Source organism: Saccharibacillus sp. JS10 (genome assembly GCF_024436065.1).
In the GTDB taxonomy this organism is placed as follows: Bacteria; Bacillota; Bacilli; order Paenibacillales; family Paenibacillaceae; genus Saccharibacillus.
Genome location: NZ_JANFNS010000002.1, coordinates 614529 through 629893 on the forward strand (window position 1 = coordinate 614529; position 15365 = coordinate 629893).

Consider the following 15365-nt stretch of genomic DNA (forward strand, 5'->3'; position numbering starts at 1 on the left):
TTCAGAAACAAACAACAGATTGAATAACTGATCGGCTATGAAGAGGACGAAGTTTTAAGGGCGCTTTTGCCAGAGAGCGGGGAAGCAACACGCTGTAATCCACCGCCAAAATCCCTTTTATACGAGCTCACCTCGGAGCTGTTTTCCTGAAAAGCGAAAGAACCTGTTTCGGATGATTAGGGAAAATCGTGAGGTTCGCGTTACGAACCGCGAGTTTGGAATCGGCAACCCGATTTTAAACCCGCTTGAGGCTGTGCGCTGCGAGGCGTCGGCAAATTTGGGTGGTACCACGTGAGGATTATAACCTTTCGTCCCTCGAAGCAGATTTTCTGCTTTGCGGAGCGAAAGGTTTTTTGGTTTTTTAAAACCCTTTTAAGTTGATAATCGACGGACTTTTACAAACTGACGATGTGAGATTGATGTAATCTTTGGGAGGAGGAAACACGATGAGCGCACAAATGCCAGAAGTGAATTCGACGGAAGAATTGAAAGAAAAATGGGTGGATAAGCAGGAAGTTTTGACCGGTTCAGATATTTTGCTCCGCAGTCTGGTACTTGAAGGTGTAAAATGCGTTTTCGGTTATCCCGGCGGTGCAGTTTTATATATCTACGATGCGATGTACGGATTCAAAGATTTCCACCACTTGTTGACTAGACACGAACAAGGTGCAATTCACGCGGCAGACGGTTACGCTCGCGCGGCAGGCGAAGTCGGCGTATGTATCGCAACTTCCGGTCCCGGAGCAACAAACTTGGTAACCGGTATCGCGACAGCTTATATGGATTCGACGCCTCTGGTTGTGATTACAGGTAACGTTCCTTCGACGTTGATCGGAACCGATGCTTTCCAAGAAGCGGATATTACAGGAATCACAATGCCGATCACGAAGCATAGTTACCTGGTACGCAGTGTAGACGAGCTTCCTCGTATCATTCACGAAGCGTTCCATATTGCGAATACAGGCCGCAAAGGACCGGTACTGATCGATATTCCAAAAGATGTATCGGCAGCGATGACCTTGTTCCAACCGCATACGGAGCCGGTTGCGCTGAGAGGTTACAACCCGCGCACCGTACCGAATAAGTTGCAGATCGAACGTCTTGCCGAAGCGATTGCTCAAGCGGAGCGTCCGTTGATTCTAGCAGGCGGCGGCGTGGTCTACTCCGGTGGGCACGAAGCGTTGCTGGAGCTTGTTACCAAAACGAATATTCCGATCACGACGACGCTACTTGGTCTGGGCGGTTTCCCAAGTGGTCATGAACAATGGCTGGGAATGCCGGGGATGCACGGAACCTTTGCTTCCAACATGGCGATTCAAGAAGCGGATCTGCTGATCAGCATCGGCGCTCGATTCGATGACCGGGTAACAGGTAAGCTGAACGGATTTGCGCCAAAAGCGAAAATCGCGCATATCGATATCGATCCAGCCGAAATCGGTAAAAACGTCAAAACAGATATTCCGATTGTCGGTGACGTCAAAACGGTACTGGACATGTTGAACAAATCGGTAGCAAATACAGATTTGGCGGACGAATGGCGCGCTCAACTTCAACAATGGAAAGCAGAAAAGCCATTCCGTTATACCGATAATTACAAAGAAGACGAGATTGGTTTGAAACCGCAATGGGTCGTAGAGTTGCTTAACGATACAACCAAAGGCGAAGCGATTGTAACCACTGACGTCGGTCAACATCAGATGTGGGCAGCTCAGTATTACAAATTCAACAATCCACGTTCATGGATCACTTCGGGCGGACTTGGCACAATGGGCTTCGGATTGCCTTCCGCAATTGGTGCTCAGATGGCGCAGCCAGACCGTACGGTAATCTCGATCAACGGCGACGGCGGTATTCAGATGTGTTCGCAAGAACTCGCGATCTGTGCGATCAACAATATTCCGGTCAAAATCGTGGTATTGAACAATCAGGTGCTGGGTATGGTTCGTCAATGGCAAGAATTGATTTACGAAAACCGCTACAGCCATATCGATCTGTCGGGTAGCCCGGACTTCGTAAAATTGGCTGAAGCGTACGGCGTAAAAGGCTTGCGTGCATCGACCAAAGCCGAAGCGAGAGCAGTATGGCAAGAAGCGATGGATACACCTGGACCGGTACTGATCGATTTCGTTGTAGAAAAAGGCGAAAACGTGTATCCGATGGTACAGCAAGGCATGACGCTGGATCAAATGTTGATGGGGGACGAATAACGATGACGAATACGACGCAGACCAAACATACAATTTCGATTCTGGTAAATGACCAACCGGGTGTGCTGCAACGGGTATCCGGATTGTTCGGCCGTCGCGGATTCAACATCGAAAGTATCACGGTAGGTCAATCGGAAGAATCCGGTCTTTCCCGTATGGTTATCGTGACAACAGGCGACGACAAAACGGTTGAACAGATCGAAAAGCAACTTTACAAAATTATCGACGTGATCAAAGTCGTGGATCTGAGCGCTAATCCGATGGTTGGACGCGAACTGGCTTTGATCAAAGTTAAATCCGAACCAACTGCTCGTCCAGAAATTATGGGCTTGGTCGAGACGTTCCGCGCTGCGGTAGTCGATATCGGTACACATAGTCTGATGGTACAAGTCGTTGGCGATACCGAAAAAATCGATGCAATGATCGAATTGCTTTCACCTTACGGGATTCGCGAATTGTCTCGCACAGGCTTAACGGCAATGATTCGCGGTAACGCTTAATTCAATAAGTGAACTGTAACCCAGTCGGATAATCGCAAAACGGATCCGTTGAAAACATTCAATGGATCCGTACATAAACGCTCATCACAAGCGGGGAACTGAACGGAGTTTGAGTCGTTCATTGATCTAGCTCCGCTGAGTTACCCGCTTGTTTGGGCAGGGTTGAGGCTTTATACACAAAGGAGGAAATAAGAATGGCAATTACTACTTATTACGAAAATGATGCAGACCTGAGCGTACTTCAAGGAAAAACGATCGCGATCATCGGCTACGGAAGCCAAGGACACGCACACGCGCAAAACTTGCGTGACAGCGGTCTGCAAGTGATCATCGGTCTCCGCGAAGGCAAATCGGCAAACAAAGCAAAAGAAGACGGCTTCGAAGTGCTGTCTGTTGCTGAAGCAACAAAACGTGCCGATCTCGTTCAGATCCTCATGCCGGACGAAACGCAAGCCTCCGTGTATAAAAACGAAATCGAACCGAACCTGAAAAGCGACGCGACACTGCTGTTTGCTCACGGTTTCAACGTTCACTTCGGTCAAATCGTAGCTAAAGAAGGCAATGACGTTCTTCTGGTTGCTCCTAAATCGCCAGGTCACATGGTTCGTAGAACCTATGAAGAAGGATTTGGCGTACCAGGTCTGATCGCGATTCACCAAAATGCGACAGGCAAAGCGCAACAAATCGGTCTGGCTTATGCAAAAGGTATCGGTTGTACGCGTGCAGGCGTTATCGAGACTTCGTTCCGCGAAGAAACCGAAACCGATCTGTTCGGCGAACAAGCTGTACTTTGCGGCGGCGTAAGCGCGCTGGTAAAAGCTGGTTTCGAAACATTGACAGAAGCAGGCTATGCTCCAGAAATGGCATACTTCGAATGTCTGCACGAGCTGAAACTGATCGTCGACCTGATGTATGAAGGCGGTCTGAGCACAATGCGCGATTCGATCAGTAACACAGCTGAATATGGCGATTACGTAACTGGACCTCGCATCGTAACAGAAGATACGAAAAAAGCGATGAAAGAAGTTCTTTCGGATATTCAACAAGGTAAATTCGCTCGCGACTTTATGTTGGAGAACCAATCCGGCCGTGCTTTCTTGACGGCTACTCGTCGTAACGAGTCCGAGCACCAACTGGAAGTTGTCGGTTCGCAACTGCGCGATATGATGCACTGGATCAAAAAATAAGTTCCCGACTTTAGGGACGGGGCCTTTCCCGCGTCGCAACATGCGGCGCTTGGGACGGCCCTTTTACTTATTCATTTCCATTACAAAAAGGAGGCAATACCGTGCGGAAAATTCATATCTTCGATACGACGCTGCGTGACGGCGAACAATCGCCTGGCGTGAACTTGAATACACGAGAAAAAGTCGAGATTGCGCACCAATTGGAAAAATTGGGTGTAGATCGAATGGAAGCCGGTTTCCCGGCTGCTTCGCCCGGCGATCTGGCAGCAGTTAATGCTGTCGCTCGCGCTGTGAAAAATGCGAGTGTCGTCGGTTTGTCCCGCTCGCGTCAAGGGGATATTGACGCAGTACGTGAAGCATTGAAAGGTGCGGTTGATCCTTGTCTGCACGTCTTTTTGGCAACATCGCCGATTCACCGTCAATACAAACTCAAGATGGAAAAACATCAAGTATTGGAAGCTGCGCAGTCTGCGATCCGGTATGCGAAAAAATATTTTTCGAAAATTGAGTTTTCGCTTGAAGACGCTGGACGTACCGAAGCCGATTTCCGCGCCGAGATGGTTGCGATGGCGATTCGAGAAGGCGCTTACGTGATCAATATTCCAGATACCGTCGGATATTTGAATCCTGAAGAATACGGGGGTATTTTCCGTCATCTGAAAGAAACCGTACCGGGTATCGAAAAAGTGCAATTGAGCGCGCATTGCCATGACGACCTTGGAATGGCGACAGCGAATACGCTGGCAGCTATTTTGAACGGAGCCGATCAGATCGAAGGCACAATCAACGGAATCGGTGAACGTGCCGGTAACACAGCGATCGAAGAAATCGCGATGGCGCTGGAGACACGCAGCGATTATTTCGGAGCGAAAACAAGTCTAGTCCTGAGTGAAATCGCACGTACAAGCCGCTTGGTAAGCAAGTTGACGGGTATGAATGTACCGGGTAACAAAGCGATTGTAGGCGCGAATGCTTTTGCCCATGAATCGGGGATTCACCAAGACGGCATGTTGAAGGAAAAAACGACGTATGAGATCATGTCGCCAGAGACGGTCGGCTTCAAAGAAAGCAAACTCGTTCTTGGCAAACACTCTGGTCGCCACGCGTTCCGCGAGCAATTGCTGGAGCTTGGATATACGCTGGAAGAAGAAGCGTTGAACGAAGCTTTCGCGAAGTTCAAAGACCTTGCGGACAAAAAGAAAGAAATTACCGACGACGATCTGCTGGCATTGCTTGAAGAACGTCTGCCGGATGCACCTGAGCAATATCGTCTAGAATCGCTCAGCTTCTCGTTTGCTACCGAAGAAGCGCCGACCGCGAAAGTTCAAGTTTCGGTGCAAGGCGAAGAAGGAAGTCGGGCTGCCGAATCCGGAGGTAACGGTACGGTCGATTCAATCTACAACGCGATTGATCAAGCCGTAGGGGAAGAAGTAACGTTGGTCGATTATTCGATCCAAGCGGTTACACTTGGGAAAGACGCGCTCGGCGAAGTTCATGTCACCATGCGCCAGGGCGATACCGAAGTTCGCGGTCGCGGAGTCAGCACCGATGTGTTGGAAGCCAGCGCGCGTGCTTATATCGACGCCTTGAATCGTTTGGCGGAAAATCGCCGTGTTCCGAGTGGACGCAAAGGCGCAGAGAAAGTCTGGGAATCTTAAGTTCAATACAAAAAAGCGAGACTGCAAATCCGAGTTCGGATCACAGTCTCGCTTTTGATTTAGTCTTTTACCACGCGTAAGCGTTTGGTGCGGAACCGCCCGGTCCCGGGAAAATTTCGTCCAGACGCTTCATTTCGGCTTCGCCGAATTTCACATCCAGGATACGCAGCGCGTCCTCGAATTGTTCCAATGTACGCGGTCCGATGATTGGAGCCGTTACGGCAGGATTCGCCAGTACCCAAGCCAGCGCGATCGTATCTTGCGGATGACCCAGTTCTTCGCTGAATGCCGCGAATTGTTCCAGTTGCTCTTTATGCTTCTCTACGCGTTCGGCATTACCGCCGCTGCGGGAACCTTCGATTTTTTTCAAAGCATTCCGACCGAGTAGACCGCCGTCGAGCGGGCTCCACGGAATAACGCCAAGCCCCAACGCTTGAGAAGCAGGAAGCACTTCAAGTTCCGGTTGGCGCGTGAGTAAGCTATATTTATGCTGCTCCGAGATCAAGCCGAGGAAGCCGCGTTTTTCCGCTTCTTTTTGCGCAACTGCAATATCCCAACCGGCAAAGTTACTGGAGCCGACATAGCCGATTTTGCCTTGCTGCATCGCGACTTCGAACGCTCCCCATAACTCGTTCCAGCTTACATTGCGATCGATATGGTGCATTTGATACAGTTCAACATGATCGGTCTGCAATCGTTTGAGCGAGCCTTCTAAGTGACGGCGAATTTTATACGCCGATAAGCCGCGATCGCCATTCGGACCGTCGGTTGGATCACTCATTCCGCCGTAGACTTTGGTGGCAAGTACGACTTTTTCACGGCGACCGCCGCCTTGCTGGAACCAACGTCCGATAATTTCTTCGGTACGTCCGGCATTGTCTTTTCCTCCGTAAACGTTTGCAGTATCGAAGAAGTTAACTCCTGCATCAAGCGCGGCATCCATGATTTTGAACGATTCTTGTTCGTCTGTCTGTCCGCCAAAATTCATCGTTCCCAAACAAATCTGACTGACTTTTAGCCCGGATTTTCCTAAATACGAATATTCCATGGTAATGATTCAGCTCCTCGGTCTTAGTTTGAAAAGATGGTTCTTGTACCATTACCCAATTTTATGTAAGGACTGACATCCGATTGTTCTTATAGGTGATTCCTATCAAGCTGATAGTTTCTATATCTTGGTCAATTTCTGACTTCATATGTTACTGTTTTTAAATAGAAGTGTTAACCGGGACGGTATTATCAAGCGCTAAGATTCAACCAACCGGAATTCCATAACGAACAGGGAGTGCGACAGATGACGGATACGAAAAAAATCGCAGTAATCGCAGGAGACGGCATCGGACCGGAAGTCGTAGCAGAAGCGGAAAAGGTGTTGCAAAAAGTCGGAGAAGTATTCGGTCACTCTTTTGAAATGGAACACGCGTTGTTTGGCGGAATCGCAATTGATCAAAAAGGAACGCCGCTACCCGTAGAAACGTTAGAAGTGTGCAAACGCGCTGACGCGGTATTGCTCGGTGCAGTCGGTGGGCCGCAATGGGATAATAATCCAAAAGAACTGCGTCCGGAAACAGGGCTGCTCGGTATTCGTAAAGAACTCGGTTTGTTCTCGAACTTGCGTCCAGCTGTGGTCTTCGATTGTCTGAAAGACGCTTCGACGCTGAAGCCGGAAGTGCTGGAAGGTACAGACTTGATGGTCGTACGCGAGTTGACTGGCGGAATCTACTTCGGTGAAAAATTCCGTCGCGAGACCGAACATGGCGAAGAAGCTGTGGATACTTGCGCTTATAATGTAACGGAAGTTGAGCGGATTGCTCGCCAAGCGTTTGATATCGCGATGAAGCGCCGCAAAAAGCTGGCTTCGGTCGATAAAGCGAACGTACTGGAGACGTCGAGACTTTGGAGAGAAACGGTAAACCGGATCGCTGCCGATTACCCGGAAGTGGAATTGGAACACGTACTGGTCGATAACTGTGCGATGCAATTGCTGCGTCGTCCGTCGAGCTTTGACGTCATCGTGACCGAAAATATGTTTGGCGATATTTTGAGCGATGAAGCGGCGATGCTGACAGGTTCGATCGGAATGCTCGCTTCCGCTTCGATGGGCGAAGGAAGCTACGGCTTGTACGAGCCGGTACACGGTTCCGCTCCTGATATTGCGGGTCAAGGGTTGGCGAATCCGATTGCGACAATCTTGTCGACAGCATTGATGCTGCGTCTAACGTTCGGATATGCGGAAGCGGCAGATGCGATCGAACGTGCGGTTGCAGAGGTGCTGGACGCTGGATATCGCACAAGCGATATTGCTGCGGGTAAAGCAGATCCGCTGTCTACCACTGAAATGGGACAACAAATTCTCAATGCAATTCGCAAATGATAATTATTATAAATAAATAAGCGTTATAATCTTGACTTCGAAAAATCCCGGTGATAACATGGTGTTATAGGTTTCAGAATATTCAGAAAACACCCATCACCGGGTGTCATTTTGAGGAGGATTTAACGAACATGGCAGAACGTTTGGTAGGTAAACCAGCTCCGGCATTTACAATGGAAACTGTATCCGGAGACGGACAAGATTTTGGTAAAGTATCTCTCGAAGATTACCGTGGCAAATGGCTCGTATTCTTCTTTTATCCGCTTGACTTCACGTTTGTTTGCCCAACAGAAATTACGGCAATCAGCGACGCTTACGGCGATTTCCAAACTTTGGATACTGAAGTTCTTGGCGTAAGTATTGACTCCGTGCACAGCCACAAAGCATGGATCGCAGCTCCAACCGAAATCGGCGGTCTGGGTAAGATCAACTTCCCACTGGCTTCGGATATCACGAAAAAAGTCGCTAGCGATTATGGCGTTCTGATCGAAGAAGAAGGCGTTGCGCTTCGCGGTCTGTTCATCATCGATCCAGAAGGCGAACTGAAATACCAAGTCGTGAACCATAACGACGTAGGTCGCAGCGTAGAAGAAACACTTCGCGTGCTTCAAGCTCTGCAATCCGGTGGCCTTTGCCCAATGAACTGGAAACCGGGCGACAAAACTTTGTAAGAAACGTTCGCGAAGCAGCGACGTCGCTGCTTGAACATTTTATAGTAAAGCCTTCTTTCCGGTTTATATCGGAAAGGGGGCTTTTTTGCACCTTTTCCCTCTGGTATCTATAAAAGTTCCATGCTAAGATGGATGCCAAGCACGTTAAATGTTCCAAAAGTGGTTAAGTATGAGTAGACAGATGTGAGACAACAAGGAGGGGAACGACCATGAGTTTCTGCTGCGGAGCCAGTATGATTGGAACAAAAGGAACGCTGACCCATTACCGAACCCAAGTACACAACGTTCCTTTACTGCATTGTCCGGTATGCCAACGGATTGAAGTTCATTATAAAGTCGAAAGCGAATACGAGATTTTAGCTGAATATGCACACGGAGACGGCGAATCGGAGATCGATTTCCAAGATTATATTTTGGAAGACGACGAAGAGATTTTTGCGAACTGCGTGAGTTTGGATAGCGACAACAAAACAGAGTCCGTTCGTAACCAGATCGATCTATCGCTTGACTTACTCGGCGTTGCGAAGCAGATCGGCGATAAGCGCTGGCAGCTGGACTTGAAGCGACGTTTAGCTGTAATGAGCCAAAAGCTAGAGCAATTGCAGCATCAGAAATAAACACAACTTTATTGAACTAAAGTATAGATAAACCGGAAGCGATTTTTGAAGCTTCCGGTTTTGTGTTATTTACAAGGAGAAATTCGAAATGAATAGAAGTTTGGAAAAGGTTATCAGGTTTGTTAATATAGATTTTAATACATATTTTAATATTGACGCCCAAGTAATGTGGCAGACGGAGGAATAGTCATGACAAATGTACAAGATCTAGCGACCAGACTCAAGCGTAATATCGGAACGGTTATTGTGGGTAAAGAAGAAGAAGTCGATCTACTACTGACCGCACTACTTGCTTCGGGTCATGTTCTGCTTGAAGATGTACCGGGAACAGGGAAGACCATGCTTGCGAAAAGTCTGGCAGCTTCACTTACCTTAAGTTTTCAACGCATCCAATTCACGCCCGATCTGCTACCTTCGGACTTGACCGGGATTCATTTTTATAATCAAAAAGATAGCGAGTTCCATTTCCGTCCAGGCCCGTTGTTCGCCAAAATTGTCCTTGCCGACGAGATCAACCGGGCGACGCCGCGTACTCAATCCAGTCTGCTGGAATGTATGGAAGAACGGCAAATCAGCGTAGACGGTCAGACGATGAAGTTGGAACAGCCGTTTATGGTACTTGCCACGCAAAATCCAGTCGATAACCAAGGCACATTCCCACTGCCGGAAGCGCAGATGGACCGTTTTATGATTCGGATGAAGCTGGGATATCCTTCTGCTACAGAGGGTAGAGAAATTTTGCGCCGTACCGTGCAAACCGAAGGCTTATCGGCGAATTCTGCCGCGACAACAGCAACAGCCGAAGAAGTGATTGCAGCTCAAGAACAATGCCGTCAGGTGACGGTTGCGGATGATCTGCTCGATTATATTGTGGCTTTGGCAGAAGCTTCGCGAACACATCCTGAGCTTGCGTTAGGAATCAGCCCACGGGGAACCCAGTCGTTGCTGCGGGCTTGCCAAGCGTATGCGGCACTTCAAGGACGTAATTACGTATTGCCGGACGATATCAAAAGATTGCTGGTTCCGGTATGCGCGCATCGCCTTGTATTGAACAATCGTTACGATCTGCAAGACAATCCGGCAGAACGTATTTTGGCGGAATTGACAGATCGGATTCCCGTACCGAGCGAGGCGGGGTTGGAAAGCGAAGTGAGATAGATGGCGCTGCTCGGATTTATAATCCTTGTTGGGCTTCTCGTCATTGTGCAAGGCTGGGTGCTAGGCAGACCCGCTCTTGCACGTCTTGATTACCGTCGTCATTTTAGCAAATACACATGCCGCGCCGGCGAGAAGATCGAGATGGTCGAGACGCTTTCCAATCGCAAATGGCTGCCGGTTCCGTGGGTGAGGTTGGAAGCAATGCTTCCGTCGACGCTGCTGTTTGCACGTAGCGACGATATGAATATGAGCGAAGGGCATATTTATCAAAATCATACGAGTTTATTTACGCTGTCACCAAGCACCAAATTAACGCGCACTCATCATATTTTATGCCAGCGACGAGGGATTTATCCGATAGATTCGGTCACGATGACGGGAGGCGATCTATTCGGATTGTATACGCCTTCAAAAAAAATTAATCTGGATACGCGCCTTGTGATCTATCCTCGTTTATTAGGAGACGGCGACTTGCCGATTTCATGGAAAACGTGGCAAGGCGAACTTGCGGTGCGGCGCTGGATTGTGGAAGATCCTTTTTTGATTACTGGAGTTCGAGAATATGCTGGGCACGATCCGATGAACCGGATTCATTGGAAAGCAAGCGCCCGTACCGGGCAACTTCAAGTGCATAAAAGCGGTTATTCGGCTGATCCGCGCGTAATGGTGTTACTCAACGTCGAAGATTCAGAAACGATGTGGAGTGTGGTTACACGCACAGAGTTGATTGAACAACAGTTGTCGCTTGCGGCTACCTGCGTTGCGTCATTGATCGGTCAAGGCATGTCGGCTGGATTTGCACATAATGGAGATTCCCAATTAGAAGCCGCTGAGCGGATTGATATGGATTATGGTCCCGTGCATTTGAATCGGATGATGGAAGCAATGGCTGCATTTGAATTGAAGTCCAGGTTGCCTTTTCATCAACTATTGCAACATGAAGAACAACGCGAATTTCGCGAACCGATCGATTATTTATTGATTACTTCGCATCGATCCGAGCCATTGGAGCAGGCTATCGCTTCTTTGGAAAAGCGCGGTCACCGTGTTGGCGTTACAGGGTTTACAGTGAATGGCTCGGATCGTTCATCGTCTCACTCTCGTTTTGATCGTCGATCTCAGCAAGCAGAGGAGGCGATTCAATGAGCCATCAAGCTCAGAGATTCAAAGAATTCGGTCGCCCGATTGCTTATTCTTTATTGGAAGCGTTATCTGTTTATGCGCTCGTCATTTTACTCGCATATTTTGTATTCCAAATATCTGATCTTTTGTTGTTGCTGTCCGTATTCGTTATCCATGCCGCTTCCAGTATCATTGGGCTGAAACAAGCTCAAAAATCAGGTGCTGCATGGCTTACGATCGTTCCTTTTGGCACTGCGGTTGTGATTTCTTTGATTGTTGCAGAAGGCATATGGGGAAAAAGTATCGGAGCTGTTCTTTTGCTGTTGATCGCGCTTCGGGGATTACAGGTCGGACGGCAGCAATTATGGGATCATATTTTATTGCGTATTCCGCTGGTCGGCTTATCGACGTTATTAATCTTGTATATCGCAGTCGGGAATGCAGTGAGCTTGGCTAATCTGGTCATCTACCGTTCGCCGCTTTATGTCGCTTCTATCGCGCTGCTTGTACTCTTACTCTTGCTAGCAAATGGAGATCGAGTGCGAAATGCGGCGCGTGAAGAAACATCGGCGTTGTATAGCGTTTTGACAATGAATCGTCGATTGACTTGGGCGATGAGTTTGTTCATCGTTTTAGCTGGAATCATCGGCGGGCCGACAGGGCTACTACGTTCGATTCGCGATTGGTGGTTGTCTATATTCAATGCAGCCACTCCCGGTGAACCGGAATCACCGACAATGGCTCCCGTTGATTATTCCGCGTTAGACGGATTAACAGAGCAGACAGGCGAAGAAACGGTATGGCAAAAAATAATGGCGTTCGCGGGTCAAATCTTGCTAGGGCTTGCTGCTGCGATCTGCGTCGTCGTGGTGGTATGGATTCTTTGGATATTGATTCGTAAATTGATACATGGATTGCCTGTAGGCATCCGCAATCTGATTTCTTCTATCGCAAAACGTTTTGGAATAATGAACAGCGTTCGCGCCATCCATCGTGAAGAAACGTATACCGACCAAGCAGAAAAAATTGCGGTAGAGAGACAAGGTGGATTTATGCAAAGATTCCGCCGTCGCAAACGTGAAGAACGTTATACAGGCAACGATCCTAAACTTCGTTATCGAAGTGTATTGATTGAAGCTTCCCGAAACGGGTATTCGTTACGAACAAGCCGGACTCCATTGGAAAACGGTAAAGAATTATCTTCTGGAACTTATACCGAATTGTCGCAAACCGAGTTGGATCAGTTAGTTGAACGATACAATCAAGTACGTTACGGAAAAGAGCAGCAGTCTGAATAAAAAGGATGCAAAAAGAAAAGCAACTTCGATACCGAAGTTGCTTTTCTTTTTGCATCTATCTGTTCTTTTCTATTACAATGAGAGAATAAGGAAATAAACGGGAACTACTAAGTTCGAAGAAAGAAGGGGAATTTTGGCTTTAATCTGGATGATTGTAACAGCTGTTTTACTACTTCTTATACAAGCTCAGCTGATTGGACGTTTTGCGCTTCGAGGTGTTCGATACAGTCGAACGTTAAGCCGGGATCGTTGTTATGTGGGAGAGAATTTGGAGCTGATTGAAGTCCTTGAAAATGATAAACGACTATTCGTGCCGTGGCTACGTCTGGAGTCCGAATTTCCGGCTTCTTTTAGGTTCCGTGGTGTTACTTCGCACCATACATACTTAGGTAACGTTTATCAGACACATACAAGCGGATTTTCGTTATTGCCTCGTCGCCGAGTCACGCGCCGTCACTTTTTGACTTGTGAAGGGCGTGGTATTTTTCAGCTATCGACGGTATTTATGACTTCGGGTGATCTTTTTGGTTTTGTGGAACAATCGCGTTCGGAAAATATAAAAACGCCGCTCATTGTATATCCTAAATTGCTGAACACTTCGCAGCTTCCCTTATCTTGGCACAATTGGCAAGGGGACTTATCGGTGCGGCGTTGGATTCTCGAAGATCCTTTTTTGATTGAAGGTTCTCGCGAATATCATTCTGGCGACCCGACGAACCGGATTCACTGGAAAGCGAGTGCGCGTACCGGAGGGCTTCAAGTCTTCAAGCAAGGCTATTCAGCCGACCCTTATGTGATGATTGTTTTGGATATGGGCAAAGTCAACTTGGGTGCGCAAGGGGGCGGAGGCGAACAAGAAGCGGAATATGCGATTTCGCTTGCAGCGACTTGTATAACTGAATTGATCGCAAGCGGCGTTGCTGTGGGACTCGTACATACGGCTCATACGTTAAAAGAAAATCGGATTCCTCCGGGGAGCGGATCAACGCAGCTTCAAATTCTGATGGAAGCCTTGTCCGGTATCCGTCTTCAGCAGAAGCGAACATTAACCGATTGTCTGATCGAAGAAACGACATACAAAGGACTAACTCGCGATTACTTAATTATAACCGAAGCTGAAATCTCTAGTTTTGGTCAAGCTTACAAACAATTAGAAAATCGCGGTCATAAAATCAATCTTCTTGATCCAAAAGACCGTAATCAAAGTTCTCGCGAAAAATATGCAGCAGATGAACAGGTATCGCTTCGCAAGGAGGCTCAAGGATGAACCGTATAATCAAAAAAGCATTGCCGACTTCGATCCGCGATACGGCATTGATCTATGCCGCTTGTGTGTTGTTAGCGATGTATATATTCGATATGTCTCCTTATCTACTGGCGGGAATGATTGGAGCTAGTCTGTTTTGCGGAATGATTGGAGGTTATCGTTTACAGACTGATCCTGCTTATGGAGTTGCTATGGTTTTTCCTATGTTGTTTACTGTAGGAATGTTCATTGTAGGAGGGCTTGGGTTCCGAAGCGTTTTTCTTTTTGCGGTATTGGCTTTCGCTGGTGTGAGAGGAGTTCAACAAGCCGGGCGTGCATCAATCACTCAGCGAAAACAGACCTGGATGTTCTACAGTTGGTTGCTTGTAGGGGCTGTTATTTATATCCGGTCGCTACAGTCCGAATTTTTGTTACCCTATAGCTTTTCGATTTATATCGCTTGTATCGTCATTTTAATTTTTCTATTTATGAGTTGGAATGATCGCAAAGTCCGCGAAGCGAGTGGGATTTATGGAGATGAAGAAGCTCCTGTGACTACATTGAAAAAAATCAACCGTTTTTGGGTAAGTGGATTTATCCTACTTATGGTTTTGATCGGCGGTGCAACGCAACTTTCCGTGATTTTGGATGGGATTGTGAAGCTATGGCGGTTATTATGGGGCGGTTCGGTCGGCGGCGGAGAACGCAGGGGTTCGGCAAAGCCGGATCTAAATTCTATTGCTCCTCCAGATATGATGCCTTATGAAGATATGACGAATAACCAAGATTCAGTATGGGTGCAAGTCATCATCTGGATTGCACTTTGCATTATCGGGGTTGCGGTCGCAGTTGTTATTTTCTTTTTACTTCGAGCGTTGTACCGCATCTTATCGCAATGGTTCCCGGAATGGTTAAGACGTTTGCTGGAAAGACTGCGTATATCAGCGCGTCCTATTCAGAAATCAAAATTGATCGGGTATGCGGATACAACAGAAAAGTTAGAACCGCGTAAAAAGGCGGTAAAGACTAAGACTGTACCGATCACGAAACCGCCGGAAGGCGCACGGTTGGAATATTTTAAAATGGTGCAGGAAGCCGTTCGCCGCGGATACAAGTTCCGTCCGTGGAAAACGCCGAGCGAAACCGGACGAGAGATTGCAGATCAACCGACGTATCGGGATTTGGAAACTTCGCAAGTCAATACGTTAACGGAAGCTTACAACAAAGACCGATATACGAACAAGTGAGCTTGAATAGAAAAAGCAGCGACTCTATTGAACAGAGTCGCTGCTTTTTATCGTTATGAGAAGGCGTAGCAAGTTGGAAA

General features: G+C 47.7%; 13 protein-coding genes. 12 read left to right on the forward strand and 1 reads right to left on the reverse strand.

Annotation, left to right across the window (positions count from 1 at the left end; genetic code table 11):
* The first annotated feature begins 446 nt into the window (after positions 1 to 446).
* From ilvB to NOM90_RS08220, 4 genes are all read left to right on the forward strand, one after another.
* Positions 447 to 2207 (forward strand): biosynthetic-type acetolactate synthase large subunit, encoded by a 1761-nt coding sequence (ilvB, locus tag NOM90_RS08205; RefSeq protein WP_255941246.1) that lies wholly within the window; start codon positions 447 to 449, stop codon positions 2205 to 2207.
* Between the two features lie 2 nt (positions 2208 to 2209).
* The gene (gene ilvN / locus NOM90_RS08210) at positions 2210 to 2707 is read left to right on the forward strand and encodes an acetolactate synthase small subunit (RefSeq protein WP_255941247.1); all 498 of its coding nucleotides are present in this window, start codon (positions 2210 to 2212) and stop codon (positions 2705 to 2707) included.
* A gap of 194 nt (positions 2708 to 2901) precedes the next feature.
* Positions 2902 to 3894, forward strand: coding sequence for a ketol-acid reductoisomerase (gene ilvC, locus NOM90_RS08215; RefSeq protein ID WP_255941248.1), 993 nt, complete (start codon positions 2902 to 2904; stop codon positions 3892 to 3894).
* A 101-nt stretch (positions 3895 to 3995) separates the two neighbouring features.
* Positions 3996 to 5552, forward strand: coding sequence for a 2-isopropylmalate synthase (locus NOM90_RS08220; RefSeq protein WP_255941249.1), 1557 nt, complete (start codon positions 3996 to 3998; stop codon positions 5550 to 5552).
* Positions 5553 to 5619: 67 nt separating this feature from the next.
* Here the strand turns inward: NOM90_RS08220 and NOM90_RS08225 are convergent, their stop codons facing one another.
* On the reverse strand, positions 5620 to 6600 hold the full coding sequence (locus NOM90_RS08225; protein ID WP_255941250.1) for an aldo/keto reductase: 981 nt from the start codon (positions 6598 to 6600) through the stop codon (positions 5620 to 5622).
* A 246-nt stretch (positions 6601 to 6846) separates the two neighbouring features.
* Between NOM90_RS08225 and leuB the strand changes: the two genes are divergently transcribed.
* The 8 genes from leuB (at position 6847) to NOM90_RS08265 (ending at position 15285) form a co-directional block, all read left to right on the forward strand.
* The gene (leuB, locus tag NOM90_RS08230; RefSeq protein ID WP_255941251.1) at positions 6847 to 7926 is read left to right on the forward strand and encodes a 3-isopropylmalate dehydrogenase; all 1080 of its coding nucleotides are present in this window, start codon (positions 6847 to 6849) and stop codon (positions 7924 to 7926) included.
* A gap of 131 nt (positions 7927 to 8057) precedes the next feature.
* Positions 8058 to 8597 carry a peroxiredoxin gene (locus NOM90_RS08235; RefSeq protein WP_037283248.1) on the forward strand — a complete coding sequence of 180 codons (540 nt, stop codon included), beginning with the start codon at positions 8058 to 8060 and terminating at the stop codon, positions 8595 to 8597.
* A gap of 209 nt (positions 8598 to 8806) precedes the next feature.
* Complete coding sequence (locus NOM90_RS08240; protein ID WP_255941252.1) at positions 8807 to 9214, forward strand: hypothetical protein; 408 nt, start codon at positions 8807 to 8809, stop codon at positions 9212 to 9214.
* A 189-nt stretch (positions 9215 to 9403) separates the two neighbouring features.
* On the forward strand, positions 9404 to 10372 hold the full coding sequence (locus NOM90_RS08245; RefSeq protein ID WP_255941254.1) for an AAA family ATPase: 969 nt from the start codon (positions 9404 to 9406) through the stop codon (positions 10370 to 10372).
* Positions 10373 to 11518 (forward strand): DUF58 domain-containing protein, encoded by a 1146-nt coding sequence (locus NOM90_RS08250; RefSeq protein ID WP_255941256.1) that lies wholly within the window; start codon positions 10373 to 10375, stop codon positions 11516 to 11518.
* Positions 11515 to 12792, forward strand: a complete 1278-nt coding sequence (locus tag NOM90_RS08255; protein WP_255941257.1) for a hypothetical protein — start codon at positions 11515 to 11517, stop codon at positions 12790 to 12792. Before NOM90_RS08250 ends, NOM90_RS08255 begins: the two co-directional genes overlap by 4 nt.
* 133 nt (positions 12793 to 12925) lie before the next feature.
* Positions 12926 to 14059, forward strand: coding sequence for a DUF58 domain-containing protein (locus tag NOM90_RS08260; protein WP_255941258.1), 1134 nt, complete (start codon positions 12926 to 12928; stop codon positions 14057 to 14059).
* Positions 14056 to 15285, forward strand: coding sequence for a DUF4129 domain-containing protein (locus NOM90_RS08265; protein WP_255941259.1), 1230 nt, complete (start codon positions 14056 to 14058; stop codon positions 15283 to 15285). Before NOM90_RS08260 ends, NOM90_RS08265 begins: the two co-directional genes overlap by 4 nt.
* Positions 15286 to 15365 lie beyond the last annotated feature (80 nt).

Excerpts from the sequence above, each read along its gene's own strand:
- ilvB (WP_255941246.1), top strand. The coding sequence starts at position 447 with ATGAGCGCACAAATGCCAGAAGTGAATTCGACGGAAGAATTGAAAGAA.
- ilvN (WP_255941247.1), top strand. The coding sequence starts at position 2,210 with ATGACGAATACGACGCAGACCAAACATACAATTTCGATTCTGGTAAAT.
- ilvC (WP_255941248.1), top strand. The coding sequence starts at position 2,902 with ATGGCAATTACTACTTATTACGAAAATGATGCAGACCTGAGCGTACTT.
- NOM90_RS08225 (WP_255941250.1), bottom strand. The coding sequence starts at position 6,600 with ATGGAATATTCGTATTTAGGAAAATCCGGGCTAAAAGTCAGTCAGATT.
- leuB (WP_255941251.1), top strand. The coding sequence starts at position 6,847 with ATGACGGATACGAAAAAAATCGCAGTAATCGCAGGAGACGGCATCGGA.
- NOM90_RS08235 (WP_037283248.1), top strand. The coding sequence starts at position 8,058 with ATGGCAGAACGTTTGGTAGGTAAACCAGCTCCGGCATTTACAATGGAA.
- NOM90_RS08240 (WP_255941252.1), top strand. The coding sequence starts at position 8,807 with ATGAGTTTCTGCTGCGGAGCCAGTATGATTGGAACAAAAGGAACGCTG.
- NOM90_RS08245 (WP_255941254.1), top strand. The coding sequence starts at position 9,404 with ATGACAAATGTACAAGATCTAGCGACCAGACTCAAGCGTAATATCGGA.
- NOM90_RS08250 (WP_255941256.1), top strand. The coding sequence starts at position 10,373 with ATGGCGCTGCTCGGATTTATAATCCTTGTTGGGCTTCTCGTCATTGTG.
- NOM90_RS08255 (WP_255941257.1), top strand. The coding sequence starts at position 11,515 with ATGAGCCATCAAGCTCAGAGATTCAAAGAATTCGGTCGCCCGATTGCT.
- NOM90_RS08265 (WP_255941259.1), top strand. The coding sequence starts at position 14,056 with ATGAACCGTATAATCAAAAAAGCATTGCCGACTTCGATCCGCGATACG.